The organism is Aquitalea sp. FJL05 (assembly GCF_003852595.1).
Classification (GTDB): Bacteria; Pseudomonadota; Gammaproteobacteria; order Burkholderiales; family Chromobacteriaceae; genus Aquitalea; species Aquitalea aquatilis.
Genome location: NZ_QAJS01000001.1, coordinates 304,663 through 323,970, shown reverse-complemented (window position 1 = coordinate 323,970; position 19,308 = coordinate 304,663). Strand labels below are relative to the sequence as shown.

Here is a 19,308-nt window from a genome sequence, read left to right as displayed (position 1 = left end):
AAGCCGGCCAAAGACGCCGGCTCCCGGATAAACAATAATGCTCCTCCGTGCATGAACAGCTTTTAGAAGAACTCTGCGTGAAAACAATCGAATCAGCTTCGGGGCCGCACCCTGTACGCTTGCTTGGTCAACTGGTCAGCGGAACATTTTCCCGCCGCGACTATCTGGACGAAGGAAAAAACCGCATCAAGCTGGCGCTGCGCACCCTGCTTACCCTGCCAGCCAGCTACCGCTGGCTGGGTTTTCTCGCCAGTCAGCCAGTAATGCTCGATTACCTGCGGCTGGCTCCGCGCCTGGCCCAAAAGCTGCACCGTCCTTATCTGCACCGGGGACTGGGCAATGCCGCCAAGGCCGACATGCTGCAGCAGCACTACAGCCAGCTGCTGCAACTGCCTGCCAGCTTGCGCAGCAAGCTGCTGTCGCTGGAAAACCTCAAGCTGGCCAGCGTCAGCGGCAAGGATGACAGCCAGTTTGGCTGGGTGCTGGGGCACAACCACACCTTCGACAAGGAAGGCGAATTGTCGCTGCAGTTTATCGATGGCCAACAGGTGGCCCTGGCCACACTCACCTTTACCTTGTGTCAGTACCAGGGCCAGAACGTGGCGCTGGTTGGCGGCCTGCAAGGACCGCGCAAGGAGTTCGGCCACGAATGCATCCGCACCGCCACCAAGGCCTGCCACGGCCTGTTCCCCAAACGGCTGGCGCTGGAAGCCCTCACCATCATCGCCCGCGAAATGGGTTGCCAGCAGGTACTGGCCGTGTGCAAGGACAGCCATATCTATAGCTCCTGGCGCTATCGGCGCGATTTTCAGGCCGATTACGACAGCTTCTGGCTGGATATCGGTGCCGAGAAAATCAACACCGAATACTTCCGCATCCCCTTCCCCATCCCGCGCAAGCCGATGGAGGACATTGCCAGCAAGAAACGCAGCGAATACAACCGCCGCTACGCCTTGCTGGACGAGATGGCCAGCCAGATCGTGCAGTCGCTGCACTGACACCTGCCGGAACAGCCGCAAAAAAAGCAGCCTCGCGCTGCTTTTTTGCTTGCTGGTGCCAGGCCCATGATCAGGGGCGGGCCAGCGCGAAGTCCTCATGCACCAGGGTATAGCCATCGCCAGCCAGCTTGCCGATGGGGTGCAGCGCCTGCAGATCGATCCGGCCTGCGTGATACACCGCATCGTCCACATGCACGTGCCGTATCTCACCCAGCACCAGCGTGCTGCCACCTGCCCCATGGCCCAAGTCAAGGCAGCTATGCAGTACGCACTCGTAGCGTACCGGCGAGCGCGCCACACCCGGCACTTTCACCTGCTTGCTGCGCACTTTTTCCAGCCCGGCCAGATCAAACTCGTCCACTTCCGCCGGATAAGCCGCGCAGGACTGGTTCATTTCCTCAACCAGTTGCTGATTGACGATATTCACCACGAACTCGCCGGTGGCGCGGATATTGGCCAGGCTGTCCTTGTCGCTGCCATCCGGTTTTTTCAGGATGGTGATCGCCAGCATGGGTGGATTCAGCCCGGCTACGGTGAAAAAGGAAAACGGTGCCAGATTGGCCACCCCCAGCAAATCCTGGGTACTGAGCCAGGCAATGGGGCGCGGCAGCACGCTGCCAGTCAGCAATTTGTACAGGCTGGTGCCGTCCAGCTCCCTGACATCACAATCCATCTCTGTCACCGTTTGGCTGATCTGCAATGCCACCATTCTAATGCTGCATCGCAACACAAGAAAAGGCCGAATGGTAAGCGGTGGCGGCAACAACGATATTCTTGTCGCGCGCATGGTGCAGATGCGCCGCTGCCGGTAAAATGCCGGGATGAACGCACCCCGCTTTATCCATCTTCGCCTCCACTCGGAGTTTTCCATCACCGACGGTATTGTCCGGCTGGATGACGCGGTAAAACGCGCCCAGAAAGACAATATGCCCGCCATGGGCATGTCGGACCTGATGAATTTGTTCGGCATGGTCAAGTTCTACAAGGCCTGCCGCAGCAAGGGCATCAAGCCCATTATCTCGGCCGATATCTGGCTGGAAAACGAAGAAGACCGCGACAAGCCCACCCGCCTGCTGCTGACGGTGAAAAACCGCGAAGGCTACCGCCGCCTGTGCGAGCTGCTGACCCTGGCCTTTACCGATAACCAGTACCGTGGCCGCGCCGAGATCAAGCGCGCCTGGCTGGAACAGGGCGACAACAGCAATCTGTTGTGCCTGTCCGGTGCCCAGCATGGCGATGTGGGCATGGCCCTGGCCATGGGGCAGCGCGAAGAAGCGATGCGCCGCGCGCAATACTGGGAAAGCCTGTTCCCCGGCAGCTTCTATCTGGAAATCCAGCGCGTGGACAACCCGCAGGTGGAAAACGTGCTGCAGGCCACGCTGTGGCTGGCGGGTGAAACCGGGCTGCCGGTGGTGGCTACCCATCCCATCCAGTTTCTCGATCCGGACGACTTCAAGGCGCACGAGGCGCGGGTGTGCATTGCCGAGGGCTATACCCTGGGCGACAAACGCCGTCCGCGCAATTTTTCCGAATGCCAGCACTTCCTGACCACCGAGCAGATGCTGGAACGCTTTGCCGACATCCCGGAAGCGCTGGAAAACACGGTGGAAATCGCCAAACGCTGCAATATTTCGGTGGTGCTGGGCAAGAACTACCTGCCGCTATTCCCCACGCCCGAAGGCATGACACTGGACGATTTTCTGGTGTACGAGGCCAAGCGCGGGCTGGAGATGCGGCTGGAGCAGCTTTATCCCGATCCGGACGAACGGCTGGCCCGCCGCCCGGAATACGATGCCCGGCTCAAGTTCGAGTGTGACACCATCATCCAGATGGGCTTTCCCGGCTACTTCCTCATCGTGGCCGACTTTATCCAGTGGGGTAAGGGCAATGGCTGCCCGGTGGGGCCGGGCCGGGGCTCCGGTGCCGGCTCGCTGGTGGCCTACAGCCTGAGCATTACCGATCTGGACCCCTTGCGTTACGCCTTGCTGTTCGAGCGTTTCCTGAACCCGGAACGGGTATCCATGCCCGACTTCGACGTGGACTTCTGCCAGGAAAACCGCTGGCGGGTGATCGAGTACACCCGGCAGAAATACGGCGAAGAGGCCGTCAGCCAGATTGCCACCTTCGGCACCATGTCGTCCAAATCGGTGATTCGCGACGTGGGCCGGGTGCTGGACCTGCCCTTCGGCCTGTGCGACCGCCTGTCCAAGCTGATTCCGCTGGAGGCCAACAAGCCGCTGGGACTGGAAAAGGCCATGGAAGTGGAGCCGCAGATCGGCGAAGTGATCGAATCGGAAGGGGCGAATGAGCTGATCGAACTGGCGATGAAGCTGGAAGACCTCACCCGTGGCATCGGCATGCACGCTGGTGGCGTGCTGATTGCCCCCGGCCGGCTCACCGACTTCTGCCCGTTGTACATTGCCAGTGCCGATGGTGCATCGCCAGTGTCGCAGTTCGACAAGGACGACGTGGAACAGATCGGCCTGGTGAAGTTCGACTTTCTGGGCCTGCGCAACCTCACCATCATCGAACTGGCCCAGCGCTATATCAAGCAGGTCAGCAACGAGGACGTGGACGTTGCCCACCTGCCGCTGGACGACGCCGACGCCTACAAGATTTTTGCCAGCGCCAATACCACCGGCGTGTTCCAGTTTGAATCCTCCGGCATGAAGAAAATGCTGGTGGAAGCCAAGCCCAGCAAGTTCGAAGAAATTATCGCCTTCGTGGCGCTGTACCGTCCGGGCCCGATGGACCTGATTCCCGACTTCATCCAGCGTATGCACGGGGCCAAGTTCGAATACCTGCACCCGCTGCTGGAGCCGGTGCTGGCACCGACTTACGGCATCATGGTGTATCAGGAACAGGTGATGCAGTCCGCCCAGGTGATTGGCGGCTACTCGCTGGGCGGTGCCGACTTGCTGCGCCGTGCCATGGGTAAAAAGAAAGTCGAGGAAATGGTGGCGCAGCGCGCCATGTTCGTCGAGGGTGCTGCCAAACAGGAAATCGCGGAATCCAAGGCCAACGAAATCTTCGACTACATGGAGAAGTTCGCCGGCTACGGCTTCAACAAGTCGCACGCGGCAGCCTATGCGCTGGTGGCCTATCACACCGCCTGGCTCAAGGCCCACCACTGCGCCGCCTATATGGCAGCCACCATGTCCACCGAACTGGACAATACCGACCAGCTCAAGGTGTTCTACGACGACGCCACCGACGCCAAGAACGGCCTGCGTTTCCTGCCGCCGGATGTCAATCACAGCTTCTACCGCTTCGTGCCGGTCAGCCGCCAGGAAATCCGCTATGCACTGGGTGCGGTCAAGGGCAGCGGTGAATCTGCCGTCGACCATATCGTGGCGGTACGCGAAGCCAGCGGCCCTTACACCAGCCTGTTTGATTTCTGCCAGCGTACCGACAAGAAGCTGGTCAACAAGCGGGTAATCGAGGCGCTGATCCGCGCCGGAGCCTTTGACAGCATCGAAGCCAACCGCGCCAAGCTGTTTGCCAATGTCGGCCTGGCCATGGAAGCGGCCGACCAGGCCCACGCCAATATCAACCAGGGCGGCTTGTTCGACATGTTTGGCGACGATGTGGCCCCGGCAGTGGAAATGGTGGAAACCCGCCCCTGGAGCGACGCCGTCAAGCTGGCCGAGGAAAAAGTCGCCATCGGCTATTACCTGTCCGGCCACCCCTTTGCCGCTTACGCCCAGGAAGTGCGCGCCTTCATCAAGACCACGCTGTCCCGTCTTAGCCCACGCAAGGAACCGCAACTGCTGGCCGGCTTTGTCACCGGCATCCGCGTCAAGATGGGCAATCGCGGCAAGATGGCCTTTGTCGAGCTGGACGATGGCAGCAGCAAGCGCGAAATCAGCCTGTTTGGCGACAGCTATGAAACCAACCGCAACCGGCTGAAGGAAGACATCGTGCTGGTGGTGCAGGGCAAGGTGACTGAAGACGCCTTCTCCGGTGGCCTGCGCATCATGGCCGACCGCCTGTACGATCTGGGCGAGGCGCGCAGCCGCTTTGCCCGCGGCCTGTCCCTGCAGATGAACGGCAATGCCGATGTCGGCAAGCTGAAAAACCTGCTTGGCCCTTACCGTGACGAGGAAAACGGCTGTCTGGTGCGCATCAGCTACAGCAATGCCCAGGCCCGTGGCGATGTTGCCCTGCCGCAAGCCTGGGGCGTGCGGCTGGATGACGGCTTGCTGCTAGCCTTGCAGGATTGGCTGGGAGAAAAGTCGGTCAAGCTGCTGTGGTAAGCCGCTGATCCTGCCACGGCCCACCGGCCCCAGTGCGGGTGGGCCGCCATGCGCGGCAACAGGATTTCAGCACTTTTGCTGCAGCAGCGATTGGCTTGCTGCCGGCCGCCACGTATGCTTGCCCGGCAGGGCCTTGCGCCTGCGCTGATATTTTCTCGGCTGATACTTTCGCGCCTGCCTTGCGGCGGCGGATCAGGTCAGCCCTGTCTGGTACAACACTGGAAACCTATGAACTGGAACGAGGAACTGAGCCGTAGCCTGCTGTGGGTGGCCAAGGCTTACGGCATTACCTGCCTGCTGTTTGTGCTGGCCGTGTGGGCGCTGGTGCGTCTCACCAGTTGGGGACGGCAATTCTGGCAGCTCAGCGGCAGCTATTTCAGCCTGCGCCGCAGCGCCAAACCGCTGCTGGGGCTGGCCTTGATCCTGCTGCTGACCCTGGCCGGCGTCCGGCTGGACGTGGTGCTGTCCAACTGGAGCAATGGGCTGTACACCTCGCTGCAGCAGTTGAATGAAAGCCTGTTCTGGAGTTTTGTGCGCATTTTCTGCGTACTGGCCAGCATCCATGTGCTACGCAGCCTGTTCAGCTTTTATGTCAATCAAAGCTTCTCCATTCACTGGCGCGCCTGGCTGAACGAGCAATTGCTGCAAAAGCTGCTGCAGAACGATTCCTTCTATCGCCTGCAATACCTGCCGCAACGCAGCGACAACCCCGACCAGCGTATCCAGCAGGACGTTTCCAGCTTTGTCGGCAGCTCGCTGGGCCTGTCGATGGGCGTGGTCGGCTCGCTGGTTTCCACCCTGGCCTACACGCTGATCCTGTGGAACCTGTCCGGCCCGCTGCACCTGCTGGGGGTGGATATCCCGCGCGCCATGGTGTTTGCCGTCTTCCTGTACGTGCTGATTGCCACCGTGCTGGCGGTAAAGATTGGCCGCCCGCTGGTGCGCCTGAACTTCCTGAACGAACAGTACAACGCCAATTACCGTTACCTGCTGGTACGGCTGCTGGAATACGCGGAGAGCATTGCCTTCTACGCCGGTGAAAAAGTGGAAGGCATGCTGCTGCGCAGCCGCTTCGGCCAGATCATCCACAACAACTGGCGCATCGTGTTCCGGTCGCTGAAATTCCAGGGCTTCAACCTGATCGTCAGCCAGACTGCCGTGGTGTTTCCCTTGATCGTGCAGGCACACCGCTTTTTCTCCAAGCAGATTACCCTGGGCGACCTGATGCAAACTTCGCAGGCATTTGGCACGCTGCATGACAATCTGTCCTTCTTCCGTAACGCCTACGACGACTTTGCCGGCTACCGCGCCGTACTGAACCGTCTGTCCGGTTATTGCGACTCGATGCAGGAAGCCGCCGCACTGCCGCGCCCGGACATCCGCAGCGACGGCCCACGACTGGCACTGGAAAACTTCAGCCTGCAAGCGCCGGATGGCCGCAAACTGCTGGAGCAGGTCAATCTGGACATCGACGGCGGCAGCGCCCTGCTGATCCGTGGCGCTTCCGGCTGCGGCAAGACCACCCTGCTGCGCAGCCTGGCCGGGCTGTGGCCCTATAGCAGCGGGCAGATCATCCGCCCGCAGCAGGGGCTGATGTTCCTGTCGCAAAAGCCCTATCTGCCCGGTGGCACACTGCGTGATGCGCTGTACTACCCGGCCAGCCCGCCCGCCGCCGATGCGCAGGATGCCGCCAGCGTGCTGCAAGCCGTGCAGCTGGGCCACCTGCAGGCACGGCTGGATGAAGAACGCGACTGGAGCCAGACCCTGTCGCTGGGCGAGCAGCAACGGCTGGCCTTTGGCCGTTTGTTGCTGAACAAACCGGCCATCGCCTTCCTCGACGAAGCCAGCTCGGCACTGGATGAAGGGCTGGAAGACGCCATGTACCGCCTGCTGCGTCAGCAATTGCCCGCCACCACCGTCATCAGCGTGGGGCATCGCAGCAGCCTGTTGCAGCACCATGGGCTGCAACTGGAAATACTGGGCAATAGCCGCTGGCAATTAAGTAGTACGCGGTAAATTCAGCGCAATCTTGCAGGAATCTAAAGACCGTATCGCCTTGGCCGTGCGGTTTTTTTTTTGCGGCCGGTCCGGGCTTGCTCAAGCCAGCACATTCCGGGTGCTTGAAATAGCCCTACAAACGTCATGATTTGATGCTATACGTATAGCTACGTAGAAAAAATACCGGCCAGCTGCCATCGCAGCCTGGCCCTCAACCTAGCAAGGACATCCCCATGACCATCATCAGACGACTCATGCTGACCCTGGCCATCGCCCTGCTCGCCCTGATTGTCGTCGGCGGCTTTGGTGCCTACCAACAAAAACAGGCCAGCAACCGTTTTGAGGACACCGTCAGCAACCTGGCTCCCAGTATTCGTGACCTCAACGGCATGGTTTATGCCTTCATGGATATCCGTGGAGCGGTAACCAAGCATTCGGTCTCCCATACCGCCGGCGAAAAAGCAGCAGCCGAAGCCATGTCTGGTGAAGCCGACAAAAAGCTGGAAGACCTGTTTAACGATTACGAGAAAAACCTGATTGCCGACGATCACGACCGCCAGCTATTGCAGGATGACAAGGCCAAGCTGGCGGCCTATCGTGCCGAGCGCAGCAAGTACTTTGAAATGTCGCGCAGCGGCAAGGATGACCTGGCCGATGCCATGCTGCGCGATGGGGCGCTGAACACCACCAGTGCAGACTTCCGCAAGGCGCTCAACACCCATACCGAGTACAACCTCAAGCTGGCCTTCGATACCATCGAAACCAACAAGACCGCCTACAATGCCGCGCTGCTGCAAACGACGACGCTGATAGCCGTCATCTTCGCCATCGTGCTGTATATGGGCGTGGTGTTGTTCCGCAGCATCAACCGTGGTCTGTCTTCCATTCAGTCCACCATGCAGCAGGTCAGCCAGTCGCTGGACTTCACCCAGCGCGCACCGGTGGCGGGCAAGGACGAAATCAGCCTCACCGCCAGCGCCTTCAACAGCCTGCTGGAAGGCCTGCAGCGCAATCTGAAATCGATACTGGATGGTGCGCGCTCGGTGGCAGATGCCTCGCAAGGCTTGTCGCAGACAGCCACCCAGGTCGCTGCTGCCGCTGATTCGCAGTCGGCCTCTTCTGCCAGCATGGCCGCCACCATCGAACAGATGACCGTCAGCATCAACCATGTAGCCAACCGCGCCAGCGAGTCGCGTGATCTGGCCCACAATGCCGGCACGCTGGCCCAGCAAGGGTCCAACACCATCTCGCAAACCATCAGCGATATCCGCGAGATTTCCCATGCGGTGGACAGCGCCGCCGGCAGCATTCGCGAGCTGGATAACTATAGTGCGCAGGTGGATACCGTGGTTGGCGTCATCAAGGATATTGCCGACCAGACCAATCTGCTGGCACTGAATGCCGCCATCGAAGCCGCTCGTGCCGGCGAAATGGGCCGTGGTTTTGCCGTGGTGGCCGACGAGGTACGCAAGCTGGCCGAACGCACCAGCAGCTCCACCCAGGAAATTTCCTCCACCATCACGGCCATGCGTGACCGCTCGCGCCAGGCCACCGAGCAGATGCACTCGGCCGAAGAACTGGTACGCAACGGGGTCAGCCGCGCCGATCACGCCGATGGCGCCATCAAGCAGATTGGCGATGCCACCGGCAATACCGTGCACATGGTCAGCGAAATTTCCGACGCCATCACCGAACAGGGCAAGGCCACCAACAATATCGCGGTGCAGGTGGAGCAGATTGCCCAGATGACCGAAGAATCCTCCAGCGCCGCGCAGGAAGCCGCCAGCAGCGCCCGCCATCTGGACGAACTGGCCCGCCAGCAAATCAGCACCCTCAGCCAGTACCGGCTGTAAGCCTCTCGACCATGGCCGCCCTGCCTGCGCTGGCGGCCATGCTTTCTCTCCCCTTGCAGCGCCCCTCGCCGCAGCGCAGGTTTATAGCCCGATTTCCCGCCAAGCAAGATCTTTATCGCCAGCAATCGATAACAGCAGCATAATCCTGTCTCCTGCCAACCAGACAAACCGCACGCCGCAGTCCTTTAGCGCTGCTAACAAAACCGCTGCAGCAGCCTTGCGCCTGCTAGCCCAGCCCTGGTGCTGCCTGCATCGGTGCGCCCTGCCCCGGGGACGCTGCGCTATTTTGTTAGCCGCTCTTGGCCGACACGCCTAAGGAGACAGCATGAAAATCGCCATCATCACTTTTCAGGGTTTCAACGAGCTGGACTCGTTCATTGCCGCCGGCATGCTTAACCGCATGCAGCCACATGGCTGGGAAGCCTGCATCACCAGCCCGAGTGAACAGGTCACCTCGATGAACGGTGTCACCGTGCGCGCCCAGCAGCCGCTGGAGTTCGCCAATCAGGCCGACGTGGTGCTGTTTGGCAGCGGCGTCATGACCCGCGACATTGCCAACGACCAGGAGCTGCTGGCCCGTTTGCAGCTCAATCCGGCCCGCCAGCTGATTGGCGCACAATGCTCCGGCACCCTATTGATGGCCAAGCTGGGGCTGATCGACAAACTGCCCGCCTGTACCGACAAGCGCACCAAACCCTGGGTAGAACAGGCTGGCATCGAAGTGCTGGATACCCCCTTCCATGCCATCGGCAATCTGGCCACGGCGGGTGGCTGCCTGTCGGCGCAATACCTGGCCAGCTGGGTCATGCTCAAACGCAGCAGCGAAACCGCTACCCGCGAAGCACTCGATTACGTGGTGCCGGTAGGGGAAAAGGAAAGCTACACCAACAAGCTGCTGGACACCGTACGCCCCTTCATCGATTGATACCGGACGGGGCCGGCTGGCAAGGCGGGCAGCGGCCAAGCATGCCGGGCCGCCCGCCAGCAACAGGCCAATAGCACAAGGCAGGCTGCGGGCTTGACCCCGGCCAGCGGCTGCGACACAATCAAACAAAAGTTAGCACTACGGACATTTGTTTGATGACACAACGTGAGCAGGAAATCCTGCAACTGCTGCGCCAGAACCCACTGATACCGCAGCAACAGCTGGCAGACCAGTTGGGCATCAGCCGTTCGGCGGCTGCCGGCCACATCATGAAGCTGATGCAAAAAGGCCATATTCTGGGCAAGGGCTACATCCTGGCCGAAACCCGCTATGTGGTACTGCTGGGTGGCGCCAATATGGACATCCGTGGCAGCACACCGGCCAAGCTGCGTTTTGGCGACTCCAATCCCGGCCAGGTCAGCTGTTCGCCCGGTGGTGTGGCGCGTAATATTGCCGAGAATCTGGCGCGACTGGGGGCTGATTGCCGGCTGCTCAGCGCCGTGGGCGACGATCTGTATGGCCGCTCGCTGCTGGATTCGACCCAGCGCGCCGGGGTGGATGTACGCCCGGTGCTGGTGCTGCCGGATGCCGCCACCTCCACCTATCTGTCCATCCACGGCCCGGATGGCGACATGTCCATCGCCATCAACGACATGCAGGTGCTGAACCGGCTGGATGCCGCCAGGCTGGCCCCGCAGCGCGAGCTGGTCCGCCATGCCGGCCTGATCGTGGCCGATGCCAACCTGTCGCCCGATGCCCTGGCCTGGCTGTTTGCCGAGGCCGAACAGCAGCCGGTGTTTGTCGACACCGTGTCGGCCTTCAAGGCCGAGCGCATCCGCCCCTGGCTGGGCCGCATCCACACCATCAAGCCCAATCGCATCGAAGCCGCCACCCTGTCCGGCCTGCCGCTGGAAAGTCCCGCCGATGCCGCTGCCGTTGCCGACTGGTTTCACCAGCAGGGCGTGCAGCAAGTCATCCTCAGCCTGGCCGGCGACGGCGTGTTCTACAGCAGTGCCGAGGGCCAGGGCTGGAGCCCGGCACCACAGGTGGACATCGTCAATGCCACCGGCGCTGGCGATGCCCTGATGGCCGGCCTGATCTGGGGCTGGCTGCAGCAATTGCCGCTGCCCGATGCCGTGCGTCTGGCCCAGGCCTGCGCCGCCCTGACCCTGAGCTGCGCCGCCACCAACAACCCTACCCTGTCGCTGGCTGCCATCCAGCACCTGTGCCCAACCCTGTCTTACCCGGAGCCATCATGACCCAACACGCTTACCTGGACATCCACCCCGAAGTCGCCGCCGCACTGGCCGCCGGCCAGCCAGTCGTGGCACTGGAATCCACCATCATCTCGCACGGCATGCCCTACCCGCAAAACGTGGAAACGGCCCTGCAAGTGGAAGCCGAAGTGCGCGCCCACGGCGCAGTACCAGCCACCATTGCCATCATCAATGGCCGCCTGAAAGCCGGCCTCAGCCGCGACGACATCGAAGTGCTGGGCAAGAACGGCCGCGAAGTGGTCAAGGTCAGCCGCCGTGACATTCCCTTTATCGTGGCTGCCGGCCAGACTGGTGCCACCACCGTCGCCTCCACCATGATCGTGGCCGCCATGGCCGGCATCCGCGTCTTCGCCACCGGCGGCATTGGCGGTGTGCATCGTGGTGCGCAGCAGAGCTTCGACATTTCTGCCGACCTGCAGGAGCTGGCGCAAACGCCGGTCACCGTGGTGTGTGCCGGTGCCAAATCCATTCTTGATCTGGGCCTGACCCTGGAATATCTGGAAACCCACGGCGTACCGGTCATCGGCTATCAAACCGCCACCCTGCCAGCCTTCTTTACCCGCGACAGCGCCTTCAAGGTGGACTACCGCCTGGACAGCGCGGCTGCCATCGCTGCAGTGATGAAAGCCAAGTGGGACCTGCAACTGCAAGGCGGCATGGTGGTGGCCAACCCGATTCCCGAGCAATACGCCATGTCCAGCGCCAGCATCGATGCCGCCATCGAGCAGGCACTGGCTGAAGCCAGCGCCCAAGGCATTGCCGGCAAGGAATCCACCCCCTTCCTGCTGGCACGGGTATGCGAACTGACCGGCGGCAACAGCCTGGCCGCCAACATCCAGCTGGTGCTGAACAATGCCCGACTGGCCGCCGCCATTGCCGGCGACTACTGCCGTCTGCACGCCTGAGCCACCGCCGCACCCCTGCTGCCGGCATGGTTGACGCCGGCCGGCGGCAGGGGTGTAATCAACGGCCCGCCACCTGATACCCTGCCATGAACGCTCCCGCCGCCGCTCTTCCCCCGTCAGACACCCCGCTGCTGCAATACTGGCAACAACAGCTGATCGACCTGCTGCAACAACAACCCGCCGACGATGATGGCGCACATGACCTCAGCCATTTCCATCGTGTCTGGGCTGCCGCACGGCAAATCCTGCAACAGCACAGCAGCGCCGATGCCCTGGTGGTGCTGGCTGCCTGCTATCTGCACGATTTGGTCAACCTGCCGAAGAACCACCCGCAGCGCGAACAGGCTTCGCGCATGGCTGCCGCCAAGGCCGGCCCACTGCTGCACGCAGCCGGCTTCCCGGCTGACAAGCTGGATGGCGTGGCCCACGCCATCGAAGCACACAGTTTTTCCGCCAATATCACGCCACGCACGCTGGAAGCACAGATCGTGCAGGACGCCGACCGCATGGACGCCCTGGGGGCCATAGGCCTGGCGCGCATGTTTTACACCTCCGGCCGCATGGGCCGGCAACTGGCACACCCGGACGACCCGCTGGCCAGCACGCGCCCGCTGGACGACCGCGAGTACGCGCTGGATCACATCGAGGTCAAGCTGGAAAAGCTGCCGGGCATGATGCAGACCGCGGCCGGCCGTGCCATGGCAGAGGAACGGCTACAGCGCCTGCAGGCCTTCCGCCAGCAGTTTGTCGAGGAATGGCTGGCGCGCTGAATGCCGTACTTCACCGGATGTGCAGCCAACAGGCCGCAGCGTATGATGGGACAAAAGTCGTCAAGAAAAGAAGCGCCCTGACCACCGGTTTTTCCGCAAATCCACGGCAGTCAATGGCGCTTCCATAGAGGAGATGTCCCATGGAATACCATTACGGAAGACTGCTCGACCACGTTCACCTCGTCGTTGCCGACCTGCCCGCCAGCAAGCGCTTTTACACGGCGGTGCTGCAGGCACTGGGGCGTGAACTGACCGGTGAAGGTCCGGATTATTTCTGGGCCGACGAATTGTTTGTCTCCTGCGGCAGCCCGGCCAGTCGCAGCCATGTGCATCTGGCCTTCCAGACTGCCGATCCGGCCCGGGTGCAACGCTTTTACCAGGCCGGGCTGGCCGCCGGCGGTGGCGACAATGGCCAGCCGGGCGAACGCCCCTACCACGATGGCTATTACGCCGCCTACCTCACCGACCCCGACGGCAACAATATTGAAGCGGTATTCCACGGCCCGCACTGGCGCAGTGCCGCCTCCATCCAGGTGCAACCACGCTGCCAGGACGTAGCCGCACCGTTTACCGTGTGTGAATAAGCGCCAGACAGAATCAGACAGTTGACGTACTGTGGATGACCATCAGTGAGCGCAAGCCGGGCAGCGAGCCTGCGGCCATGCGCTCGGCAACGCCCCCGACTCATTACCCAGGAGAACATCATGATTGGCTACGTCACACTCGGCAGCAACGACCTGCAGCGCGCCGCTGCCTTCTACGACACCTTGCTGGCCGGCATCGGTGCCAGCCGCCTGTGGGAAATGGACCGTGGCATCTGTTGGGGTACCCATCCCGAGCGGCCGCAACTGGCCATCATGCAACCATTCAATGGCGAGCCGGCCACGGTCGGCAACGGCGTGATGGTGGGCTTTTATCTGGATAGCCGTACCGGCGTGGACCAACTGCACGCCCACGCACTGCAGCTGGGCAGCCAGGACGAGGGCGCTCCGGGCCTGCGCGGAGATGATTTCTACGGTGCCTATTTCCGCGATCCGGATGGCAACAAGCTGTGCTGTTTCACCATGGCAAAATAAAAAAACGGAGGGCCATGCCCTCCGCGCAAGTCTTGTAGCCAGGAGTGTTACAAGAAAACCGTATCCGGGCCGCCAGCAAGAGCGGCCCTTTGCATGGCCGGCTTATTTCCAGCCCTGCGGGAATTTGTAGCCCACATACTTTTTCTTGGCCCAGTCGCTGAAGGCGCGGGAGTTGTAAGCGGCAATCACATCACGCGCCCACGGCTTGCCGGCATCGGCCGCCCGCACCACACCCCAGTTGACATAGGCGTAGCTCTTTTCCTGATAGATGGCCTCGGTCAGCTTGATGCCGGAGCTGGTGGCGTAGTTGCCATTGATGACGGAGAAATCCACGTCATTGCGCGAACGGGGCAGCTGGGCGGCTTCCAGTTGTACGATCTTCAGCTTTTTCACATTGACGGCGATGTCACGCTCGGATGCGGTCAACGGATTGATGCCCGGCTTGAGCTTGACCCAGCCCAGATCGTTCAGCATCACCAGCGCGCGGGCGAAGTTGGACGGATCGTTCGGTGCGGAAATCGTGCTGCCGTCTTTCACATCCTTGAGCGACTTCAGCTTGCCCGGATAGATGCCCAGCGGTGCGGTCGGCACCTGGAATACTTCTTTCAGGCTCAGCTTGTGTTCCTTGACGAAGCTGTCCAGGTAAGGCTTGTGCTGGAACACGTTCACGTCCAGCGCGCCTTCCTGCAAGGCCAGATTGGGGCGCACGTAGTCGGTGAATTCCACCAGCTTCACGCTATAGCCCTGCTTTTCCAGGATGGGTTTGATCGACTGCTTGACCATGTCGCCGAAGTCACCCACGGTGGTGCCAATCACGATTTCCTTCTTGGCCGGGTCGGCAGCCAGGGCAGAGCCGGCTACGGCCAGGCCCAGCAGCGAGGCGGCCAGCGCCTTGATGACAAATCTACGCATACGAACTCCTTGCAATATACAGGTAGGGGAAAATGCCGGGCTGGCCATGCCGCCCGGTCTGGAATCAATCAGTTCAACGCTTGTCCAGCCGCGAGGCCAGCCGGTTGCCGGCAAACTGGATGATCTGCACGATCAGTACCAGCAGCAGCACCATGGCCACCATCACGTCGGTCTGGAAGCGGTAATAACCATAACGGATGGCCAGATCGCCAATGCCGCCGCCACCCACCACACCAGCCACGGCGGAATAGCTCAGAAAGCTGATGGTGAGAATGGTCAGACTGGAAATCAGCCCGGAGCGCGCCTCGTTCAGCAGCACCTTGACGATAATCTGCATGGGGCTGGCGCCCATGGCTTCGGCCGCCTCCACCACCCCGCGCGGAATTTCGCGCAGGGTTTGCTCGACCAGGCGGGCAAAATAGGGAATGGCGGCAAACGATAGCGGCACAGCGGCGGCCACCGGGCCGATGGTGCTGCCAACGATCATGCGCGTCAGCGGTACCAGCGACACCATCAGGATGATGAAGGGGAAGGAGCGCACCAGGTTCACCGTCCAGCCCAGCAGGCCATTGACCCAGCGGTTGGCAAACAGCTGGCCCGGCTGCGACAAATACAGCACGATGCCCAGCGGGCCACCCAGGGCAATGGCGGCCGCCAGCCCCACGGCCAGCATCAGGGCCGTCTCGCGGCAGGCCTGCCAGATTTCCGGAGCCATGCTGGCCAGATCAGCCAGCGCTGCGGCAAAAGTCAGTTCTTCCATTACGCGGCCTCCAGCAGCGAGCGCGCCAGCGCCGAACGGGCATCCACTTCCCCCCCGTTAACTTCCACGACCTCCACCACGCTGCCCGCATCCAGCACGGCAGCGCGATGGCAGATGGAGCGCACTACGTGCATTTCGTGGGTGACGATCACCACCGTCACGCCAAAGCGCTGATTGATATCTTTCAGACAGTCCAGAATCGATTGGGTGGTCTTGGGGTCGAGAGCCGAGGTGGGTTCGTCCGCCAGAATCACCTTGGGGCGCGGCGCCAGTGCCCGGGCGATGCCCACCCGCTGCTTCTGCCCGCCGGAGAGCTGCGCCGGATAGTGCTGCGCCCGGTCGGCCAGGCCGACAATCTCCAGGCACTCGGCGACCCGGCTGGCGATGTCTGCCGCACTCCAGCCAGCAATTTCCAGCGGGAAAGCGATATTGCCGGCCACCGTGCGGTTGGCCATCAAATTGAATTGCTGGAACACCATGCCCAGTTGCTGGCGCGCCCGGCGCAGTGCCTTGGCATCCAGCGCGGTCAGGTCCTGCCCGGCTACGATCACGGCACCGCTATCAGGCCGTTCCAGCAGATTGATCAGTCGCAGCAGGGTGGATTTGCCGGCACCGGAAAAACCGATCAGGCCAAACACTTCGCCAGCACCAATCGACAGTGAAGTATCGCAGACAGCATCAAACCAGCCGCCGTCGGGCCGGCGAAAGCGCTTGCAGATATTTTGCAGATGAATCATTCAAACACTCCAGAATGCAGAAAGCCCGCCAATGACTGCGGCGGGCTAGGGCATGGAATCTTTGAATGCTTGGTAAAGATTATATAAGCAGAAGGAGTTGTCTCGGGGTCTGCTTACCCACGCTTTAGCTGTTTTACGCCCGCAAGCTGTGTCAAATCGGCGATCAAGTTTGGATGCATTTGAACATGGACTTTCACATTGCGTCAAGCGCAATGCAGCATTCCTGCTATGAAAGCACGTTTTTTGCAGAAAAACAGCGTTATTACACCAGAATACTCAGGAATCAAGCAGTGTTTTATCAATCGGCAATCACCGATATTCCATTGCGAAAACCACCCCGACACCCTGCTCAGGCCGGCAACAGGGAGGCGCAGATCGGCAGGTGGTCGGACAGCCGTGACCAGGGCCGGCCATGCTGCACTTCGGCACTCACCACCCGCAGGCCGCGCACATAAATGCGATCCAGCGGCAGCACTGGCATGCGCGCCGGGAAACTCAGCGCATAGCGCCCGCTCTTTTGCAGAAACACCTCTTGCAGGCCGGCCTCCTGCAAGCAGTGGCTGGCCTCCCCCTGCCAGTCATTGAAGTCGCCAGCCAGGATGATGGGCACATCCGGCGCAATGGCAGCACCGATGTAATGCACCAGATTGGCATATTGCTTGCGCCGGTCGCGCGCCAGCAGGTTGAGATGGGCACACAGCGCCACCACCGGCTGCTGCCAGCCCTTGGGCAGCATCACGCAATGCAGCACACCACGACTTTCGAAACGGTTGACCGATATATCACGATTGCACCACTCGATGATGGGATAGCGCGACAGCAGCGCATTGCCATGGTGGCCATGCTCATAAGCCGCATTCAGCCCGTAGGCCACCTTGTGGTCCAGCCGGCGCGCCAGATAGTGGTGCTGTGGCTGCAAGGGCCAACCCTCATGGCGCAAGGCGCGCAGCAGGTTCTTGCCTTGCACTTCCTGCAAAAACAGCAGGTCGGGCGACAGCGTTTCCAGCGCCTGGGCAATTTCTTCCACGCGCAGGTGACGGTTGAGCGGCGACATACCCTTGTGGATGTTGTAGGTAGTGACATTGAGCGGTTTCATGACTCTATCCATAGCCCACTCAGGCAGGGCAGCGCCAGTCCCCTGCGCAGATGAAGTGAAAAAAGAACCGAAACTGTGCACATCAGGCCGGCAAGGCGGTAGTCACCATGCAAAGCGGCAGGCGGCATCAGGATGCTGGCCTGGCAATTGGCCTGGCACTTGCGGGTCAGCGCAGCCATGGACACAGACAATTGAGTGCTTACTTCAGGTAAGAACGCACAATCCGCATCACCTGGTCCACCTCTTCCTGCCGGGCCGGCTGCGGTTCCGGCTGCTCGGTGGCTGGCTCTGGTGACAGCAGGTGCTCACGCAGATGGCCTTCCAGCACCTCGGCCATCAGTCCGTTCACCGCCCCGCGAATGGCCGCTATCTGCTGCAACACCGCCATGCACTCCTGCCCTTCTTCCAGTGCGCGCTCAATGGCCGCGGCCTGGCCTTTGATGCGCCTGACCCTTGCCAGTAAAGGTTTTTGACCCTTGATGGTATGTCCCATGCTGCTATTTTCCTTCTCAAAACATACTAGGGGGTAGTATATTGCGTGCAATTGCCAATACGAAGCCCGTCATCATGCCACCTCTTTCCGAACTGATACAGCAAGGCTCGACCAATCTATGGTTGTTCATACCATCCGCCATCCTGCTGGGTGCACTGCATGGTCTGGAGCCGGGCCACTCCAAGACGCTGATGGCGTCTTTCATCATCGCCATCCGCGGCAGCATTCCCCAGGCAGTATTGCTTGGCCTGTGCGCGGCGCTGTCGCATTCGCTGGTGGTGTGGATGCTGGCCGCCGCGGCACTGCATTTTGGCAACCAGCTGCTGGTGGAGCAGGCCGAGCCCTGGCTGCTGATGCTGTCCGGCCTGATCGTGCTGCTGATTGCCGGCTGGATGTGCTGGCGCACGCGGCAGGACAATCTGGCTGCCCGCGCCTGGCAGCATGCACCGCACGGCGGCAAGATCATCAACACCGGCCATGGCCTGGTGGAGCTGCTGATCAGCCCCACGCAGCCGCCCCATCTGCAGCTCTACTGCTATAACAATCACATGCGCCCGCAGCCACCACAGGCCGACGTGCGTTACCAGCTGCAGCTGCGCCGCGATGATGGCCACAGCGAAACCCATGAGTTGCTGCCACATGGCAAGATTTTGCAATGGGCCAGCCCGGTGGCCGCACCACACCAGTTTGATGTCACGCTGGACATGCAGCACGGCGGCCACGGCCACCAGTTTGCCGTCCGCTTCGGCCCACCGCCGACCCAGCGCTATCGTACGCAAGCCGCCCTGTCAGCAAGCAGCCGTGGCCAAATAGCGCTGAGCCGCCCACAGCAACGCCATTCGCAAGCTGCCGCCAGTGCCGTTTATCAGGATGCGCATGAAAAAGCCCATGCCGATGAAATTGCCCGCCGCTTTGCCGGCAAGCCGGTGAGCACGGCGCAGATCGCGCTGTTTGGCCTGACTGGCGGGCTGATGCCCTGCCCCGCCTCGGTCACCATCCTGCTGCTGTGCCTGCAACTGAAACGGGTGGCGCTGGGCGTGACCATGGTGGCGTCCTTCAGCCTGGGGCTGGCACTGTCGCTGGTCAGCGTAGGGGTCATTGCCGCCTGGGGCGCCCAGAAACTGGGGCAGCGCCTGGGTAGTCTGGATGGCGTGGCACGGCGGCTGCCTTATCTGTCCAGCCTGCTGATGCTGCTGATCGCACTGGTGATGATGGTGCAAGGCTGGCGACAACTGGCCGCCTGAGCGGGCTG

General features: G+C 61.4%; 17 protein-coding genes. 11 read left to right on the top strand and 6 right to left on the bottom strand.

The window, feature by feature from the left end:
• The first annotated feature begins 77 nt into the window (after positions 1–77).
• Positions 78–998: a VirK/YbjX family protein gene (locus DBR44_RS01465; protein ID WP_158613535.1), complete on the top strand. Its 921-nt coding sequence runs from the start codon at positions 78–80 to the stop codon at positions 996–998.
• 70 nt (positions 999–1,068) lie between these two features.
• Here the strand turns inward: DBR44_RS01465 and DBR44_RS01460 are convergent, their stop codons facing one another.
• Entirely contained in the window at positions 1,069–1,707 is a 639-nt protein-coding gene (locus tag DBR44_RS01460; RefSeq protein WP_233578269.1) for a flavin reductase family protein, read from the bottom strand.
• A 112-nt stretch (positions 1,708–1,819) separates the two neighbouring features.
• Here DBR44_RS01460 and dnaE point away from each other — a divergent pair, with 112 nt between their 5' ends.
• The 9 genes from dnaE (at position 1,820) to DBR44_RS01415 (ending at position 14,058) form a co-directional block, all read left to right on the top strand.
• Positions 1,820–5,254 (top strand): DNA polymerase III subunit alpha, encoded by a 3,435-nt coding sequence (dnaE, locus tag DBR44_RS01455; protein WP_124641335.1) that lies wholly within the window; start codon positions 1,820–1,822, stop codon positions 5,252–5,254.
• Between the two features lie 228 nt (positions 5,255–5,482).
• Positions 5,483–7,270: an ABC transporter ATP-binding protein/permease gene (locus DBR44_RS01450; protein WP_124641333.1), complete on the top strand. Its 1,788-nt coding sequence runs from the start codon at positions 5,483–5,485 to the stop codon at positions 7,268–7,270.
• Between the two features lie 215 nt (positions 7,271–7,485).
• The gene (locus DBR44_RS01445) at positions 7,486–9,105 is read left to right on the top strand and encodes a methyl-accepting chemotaxis protein (RefSeq protein ID WP_124641331.1); all 1,620 of its coding nucleotides are present in this window, start codon (positions 7,486–7,488) and stop codon (positions 9,103–9,105) included.
• Positions 9,106–9,430: 325 nt separating this feature from the next.
• Entirely contained in the window at positions 9,431–10,030 is a 600-nt protein-coding gene (locus DBR44_RS01440; protein ID WP_124641329.1) for a DJ-1/PfpI family protein, read from the top strand.
• Between the two features lie 155 nt (positions 10,031–10,185).
• A complete protein-coding gene (locus tag DBR44_RS01435) occupies positions 10,186–11,289 on the top strand; it encodes a PfkB family carbohydrate kinase (RefSeq protein WP_124641327.1) in 1,104 nt (367 codons plus the stop codon).
• Positions 11,286–12,212: a pseudouridine-5'-phosphate glycosidase gene (locus DBR44_RS01430; protein ID WP_124641325.1), complete on the top strand. Its 927-nt coding sequence runs from the start codon at positions 11,286–11,288 to the stop codon at positions 12,210–12,212. The genes DBR44_RS01435 and DBR44_RS01430 overlap by 4 nt, the downstream gene beginning before the upstream one ends.
• A gap of 86 nt (positions 12,213–12,298) precedes the next feature.
• Positions 12,299–12,982 carry an HD domain-containing protein gene (locus DBR44_RS01425; protein ID WP_124641323.1) on the top strand — a complete coding sequence of 228 codons (684 nt, stop codon included), beginning with the start codon at positions 12,299–12,301 and terminating at the stop codon, positions 12,980–12,982.
• A 140-nt stretch (positions 12,983–13,122) separates the two neighbouring features.
• Positions 13,123–13,566, top strand: coding sequence for a VOC family protein (locus DBR44_RS01420; RefSeq protein WP_124641321.1), 444 nt, complete (start codon positions 13,123–13,125; stop codon positions 13,564–13,566).
• 120 nt (positions 13,567–13,686) lie between these two features.
• Positions 13,687–14,058 (top strand): VOC family protein, encoded by a 372-nt coding sequence (locus tag DBR44_RS01415; protein WP_124641319.1) that lies wholly within the window; start codon positions 13,687–13,689, stop codon positions 14,056–14,058.
• A gap of 102 nt (positions 14,059–14,160) precedes the next feature.
• On the opposite strand, the gene DBR44_RS01410 is transcribed toward DBR44_RS01415, so the two are convergent.
• The 5 genes from DBR44_RS01410 to DBR44_RS01390 all read right to left on the bottom strand — a co-directional run bounded on the left by DBR44_RS01410 (position 14,161) and on the right by DBR44_RS01390 (position 18,056).
• Entirely contained in the window at positions 14,161–14,970 is an 810-nt protein-coding gene (locus tag DBR44_RS01410) for a MetQ/NlpA family ABC transporter substrate-binding protein (RefSeq protein ID WP_124641317.1), read from the bottom strand.
• Positions 14,971–15,043: 73 nt separating this feature from the next.
• The gene (locus tag DBR44_RS01405; RefSeq protein WP_124641315.1) at positions 15,044–15,730 is read right to left on the bottom strand and encodes a methionine ABC transporter permease; all 687 of its coding nucleotides are present in this window, start codon (positions 15,728–15,730) and stop codon (positions 15,044–15,046) included.
• Positions 15,730–16,467: a methionine ABC transporter ATP-binding protein gene (locus tag DBR44_RS01400; protein ID WP_124641313.1), complete on the bottom strand. Its 738-nt coding sequence runs from the start codon at positions 16,465–16,467 to the stop codon at positions 15,730–15,732. The genes DBR44_RS01405 and DBR44_RS01400 overlap by 1 nt, the downstream gene beginning before the upstream one ends.
• A gap of 349 nt (positions 16,468–16,816) precedes the next feature.
• On the bottom strand, positions 16,817–17,563 hold the full coding sequence (locus tag DBR44_RS01395; RefSeq protein ID WP_124641312.1) for an endonuclease/exonuclease/phosphatase family protein: 747 nt from the start codon (positions 17,561–17,563) through the stop codon (positions 16,817–16,819).
• Positions 17,564–17,762: 199 nt separating this feature from the next.
• Positions 17,763–18,056, bottom strand: a complete 294-nt coding sequence (locus tag DBR44_RS01390; RefSeq protein ID WP_124641310.1) for a metal/formaldehyde-sensitive transcriptional repressor — start codon at positions 18,054–18,056, stop codon at positions 17,763–17,765.
• A 74-nt stretch (positions 18,057–18,130) separates the two neighbouring features.
• Here DBR44_RS01390 and DBR44_RS19995 point away from each other — a divergent pair, with 74 nt between their 5' ends.
• The gene (locus tag DBR44_RS19995; RefSeq protein ID WP_124641308.1) at positions 18,131–19,300 is read left to right on the top strand and encodes a sulfite exporter TauE/SafE family protein; all 1,170 of its coding nucleotides are present in this window, start codon (positions 18,131–18,133) and stop codon (positions 19,298–19,300) included.
• The last annotated feature ends 8 nt before the right edge of the window (positions 19,301–19,308 follow it).

What these genes read in the sequence shown, in the direction of transcription:
- DBR44_RS01460 (WP_233578269.1), bottom strand. Translation starts at nt 1,707, where the DNA reads ATGGTGGCATTGCAGATCAGCCAAACGGTGACAGAGATGGATTGTGAT.
- dnaE (WP_124641335.1), top strand. Translation starts at nt 1,820, where the DNA reads ATGAACGCACCCCGCTTTATCCATCTTCGCCTCCACTCGGAGTTTTCC.
- DBR44_RS01450 (WP_124641333.1), top strand. Translation starts at nt 5,483, where the DNA reads ATGAACTGGAACGAGGAACTGAGCCGTAGCCTGCTGTGGGTGGCCAAG.
- DBR44_RS01445 (WP_124641331.1), top strand. Translation starts at nt 7,486, where the DNA reads ATGACCATCATCAGACGACTCATGCTGACCCTGGCCATCGCCCTGCTC.
- DBR44_RS01440 (WP_124641329.1), top strand. Translation starts at nt 9,431, where the DNA reads ATGAAAATCGCCATCATCACTTTTCAGGGTTTCAACGAGCTGGACTCG.
- DBR44_RS01435 (WP_124641327.1), top strand. Translation starts at nt 10,186, where the DNA reads ATGACACAACGTGAGCAGGAAATCCTGCAACTGCTGCGCCAGAACCCA.
- DBR44_RS01430 (WP_124641325.1), top strand. Translation starts at nt 11,286, where the DNA reads ATGACCCAACACGCTTACCTGGACATCCACCCCGAAGTCGCCGCCGCA.
- DBR44_RS01425 (WP_124641323.1), top strand. Translation starts at nt 12,299, where the DNA reads ATGAACGCTCCCGCCGCCGCTCTTCCCCCGTCAGACACCCCGCTGCTG.
- DBR44_RS01420 (WP_124641321.1), top strand. Translation starts at nt 13,123, where the DNA reads ATGGAATACCATTACGGAAGACTGCTCGACCACGTTCACCTCGTCGTT.
- DBR44_RS01415 (WP_124641319.1), top strand. Translation starts at nt 13,687, where the DNA reads ATGATTGGCTACGTCACACTCGGCAGCAACGACCTGCAGCGCGCCGCT.
- DBR44_RS01410 (WP_124641317.1), bottom strand. Translation starts at nt 14,970, where the DNA reads ATGCGTAGATTTGTCATCAAGGCGCTGGCCGCCTCGCTGCTGGGCCTG.
- DBR44_RS01405 (WP_124641315.1), bottom strand. Translation starts at nt 15,730, where the DNA reads ATGGAAGAACTGACTTTTGCCGCAGCGCTGGCTGATCTGGCCAGCATG.
- DBR44_RS01400 (WP_124641313.1), bottom strand. Translation starts at nt 16,467, where the DNA reads ATGATTCATCTGCAAAATATCTGCAAGCGCTTTCGCCGGCCCGACGGC.
- DBR44_RS01395 (WP_124641312.1), bottom strand. Translation starts at nt 17,563, where the DNA reads ATGAAACCGCTCAATGTCACTACCTACAACATCCACAAGGGTATGTCG.
- DBR44_RS01390 (WP_124641310.1), bottom strand. Translation starts at nt 18,056, where the DNA reads ATGGGACATACCATCAAGGGTCAAAAACCTTTACTGGCAAGGGTCAGG.
- DBR44_RS19995 (WP_124641308.1), top strand. Translation starts at nt 18,131, where the DNA reads ATGCCACCTCTTTCCGAACTGATACAGCAAGGCTCGACCAATCTATGG.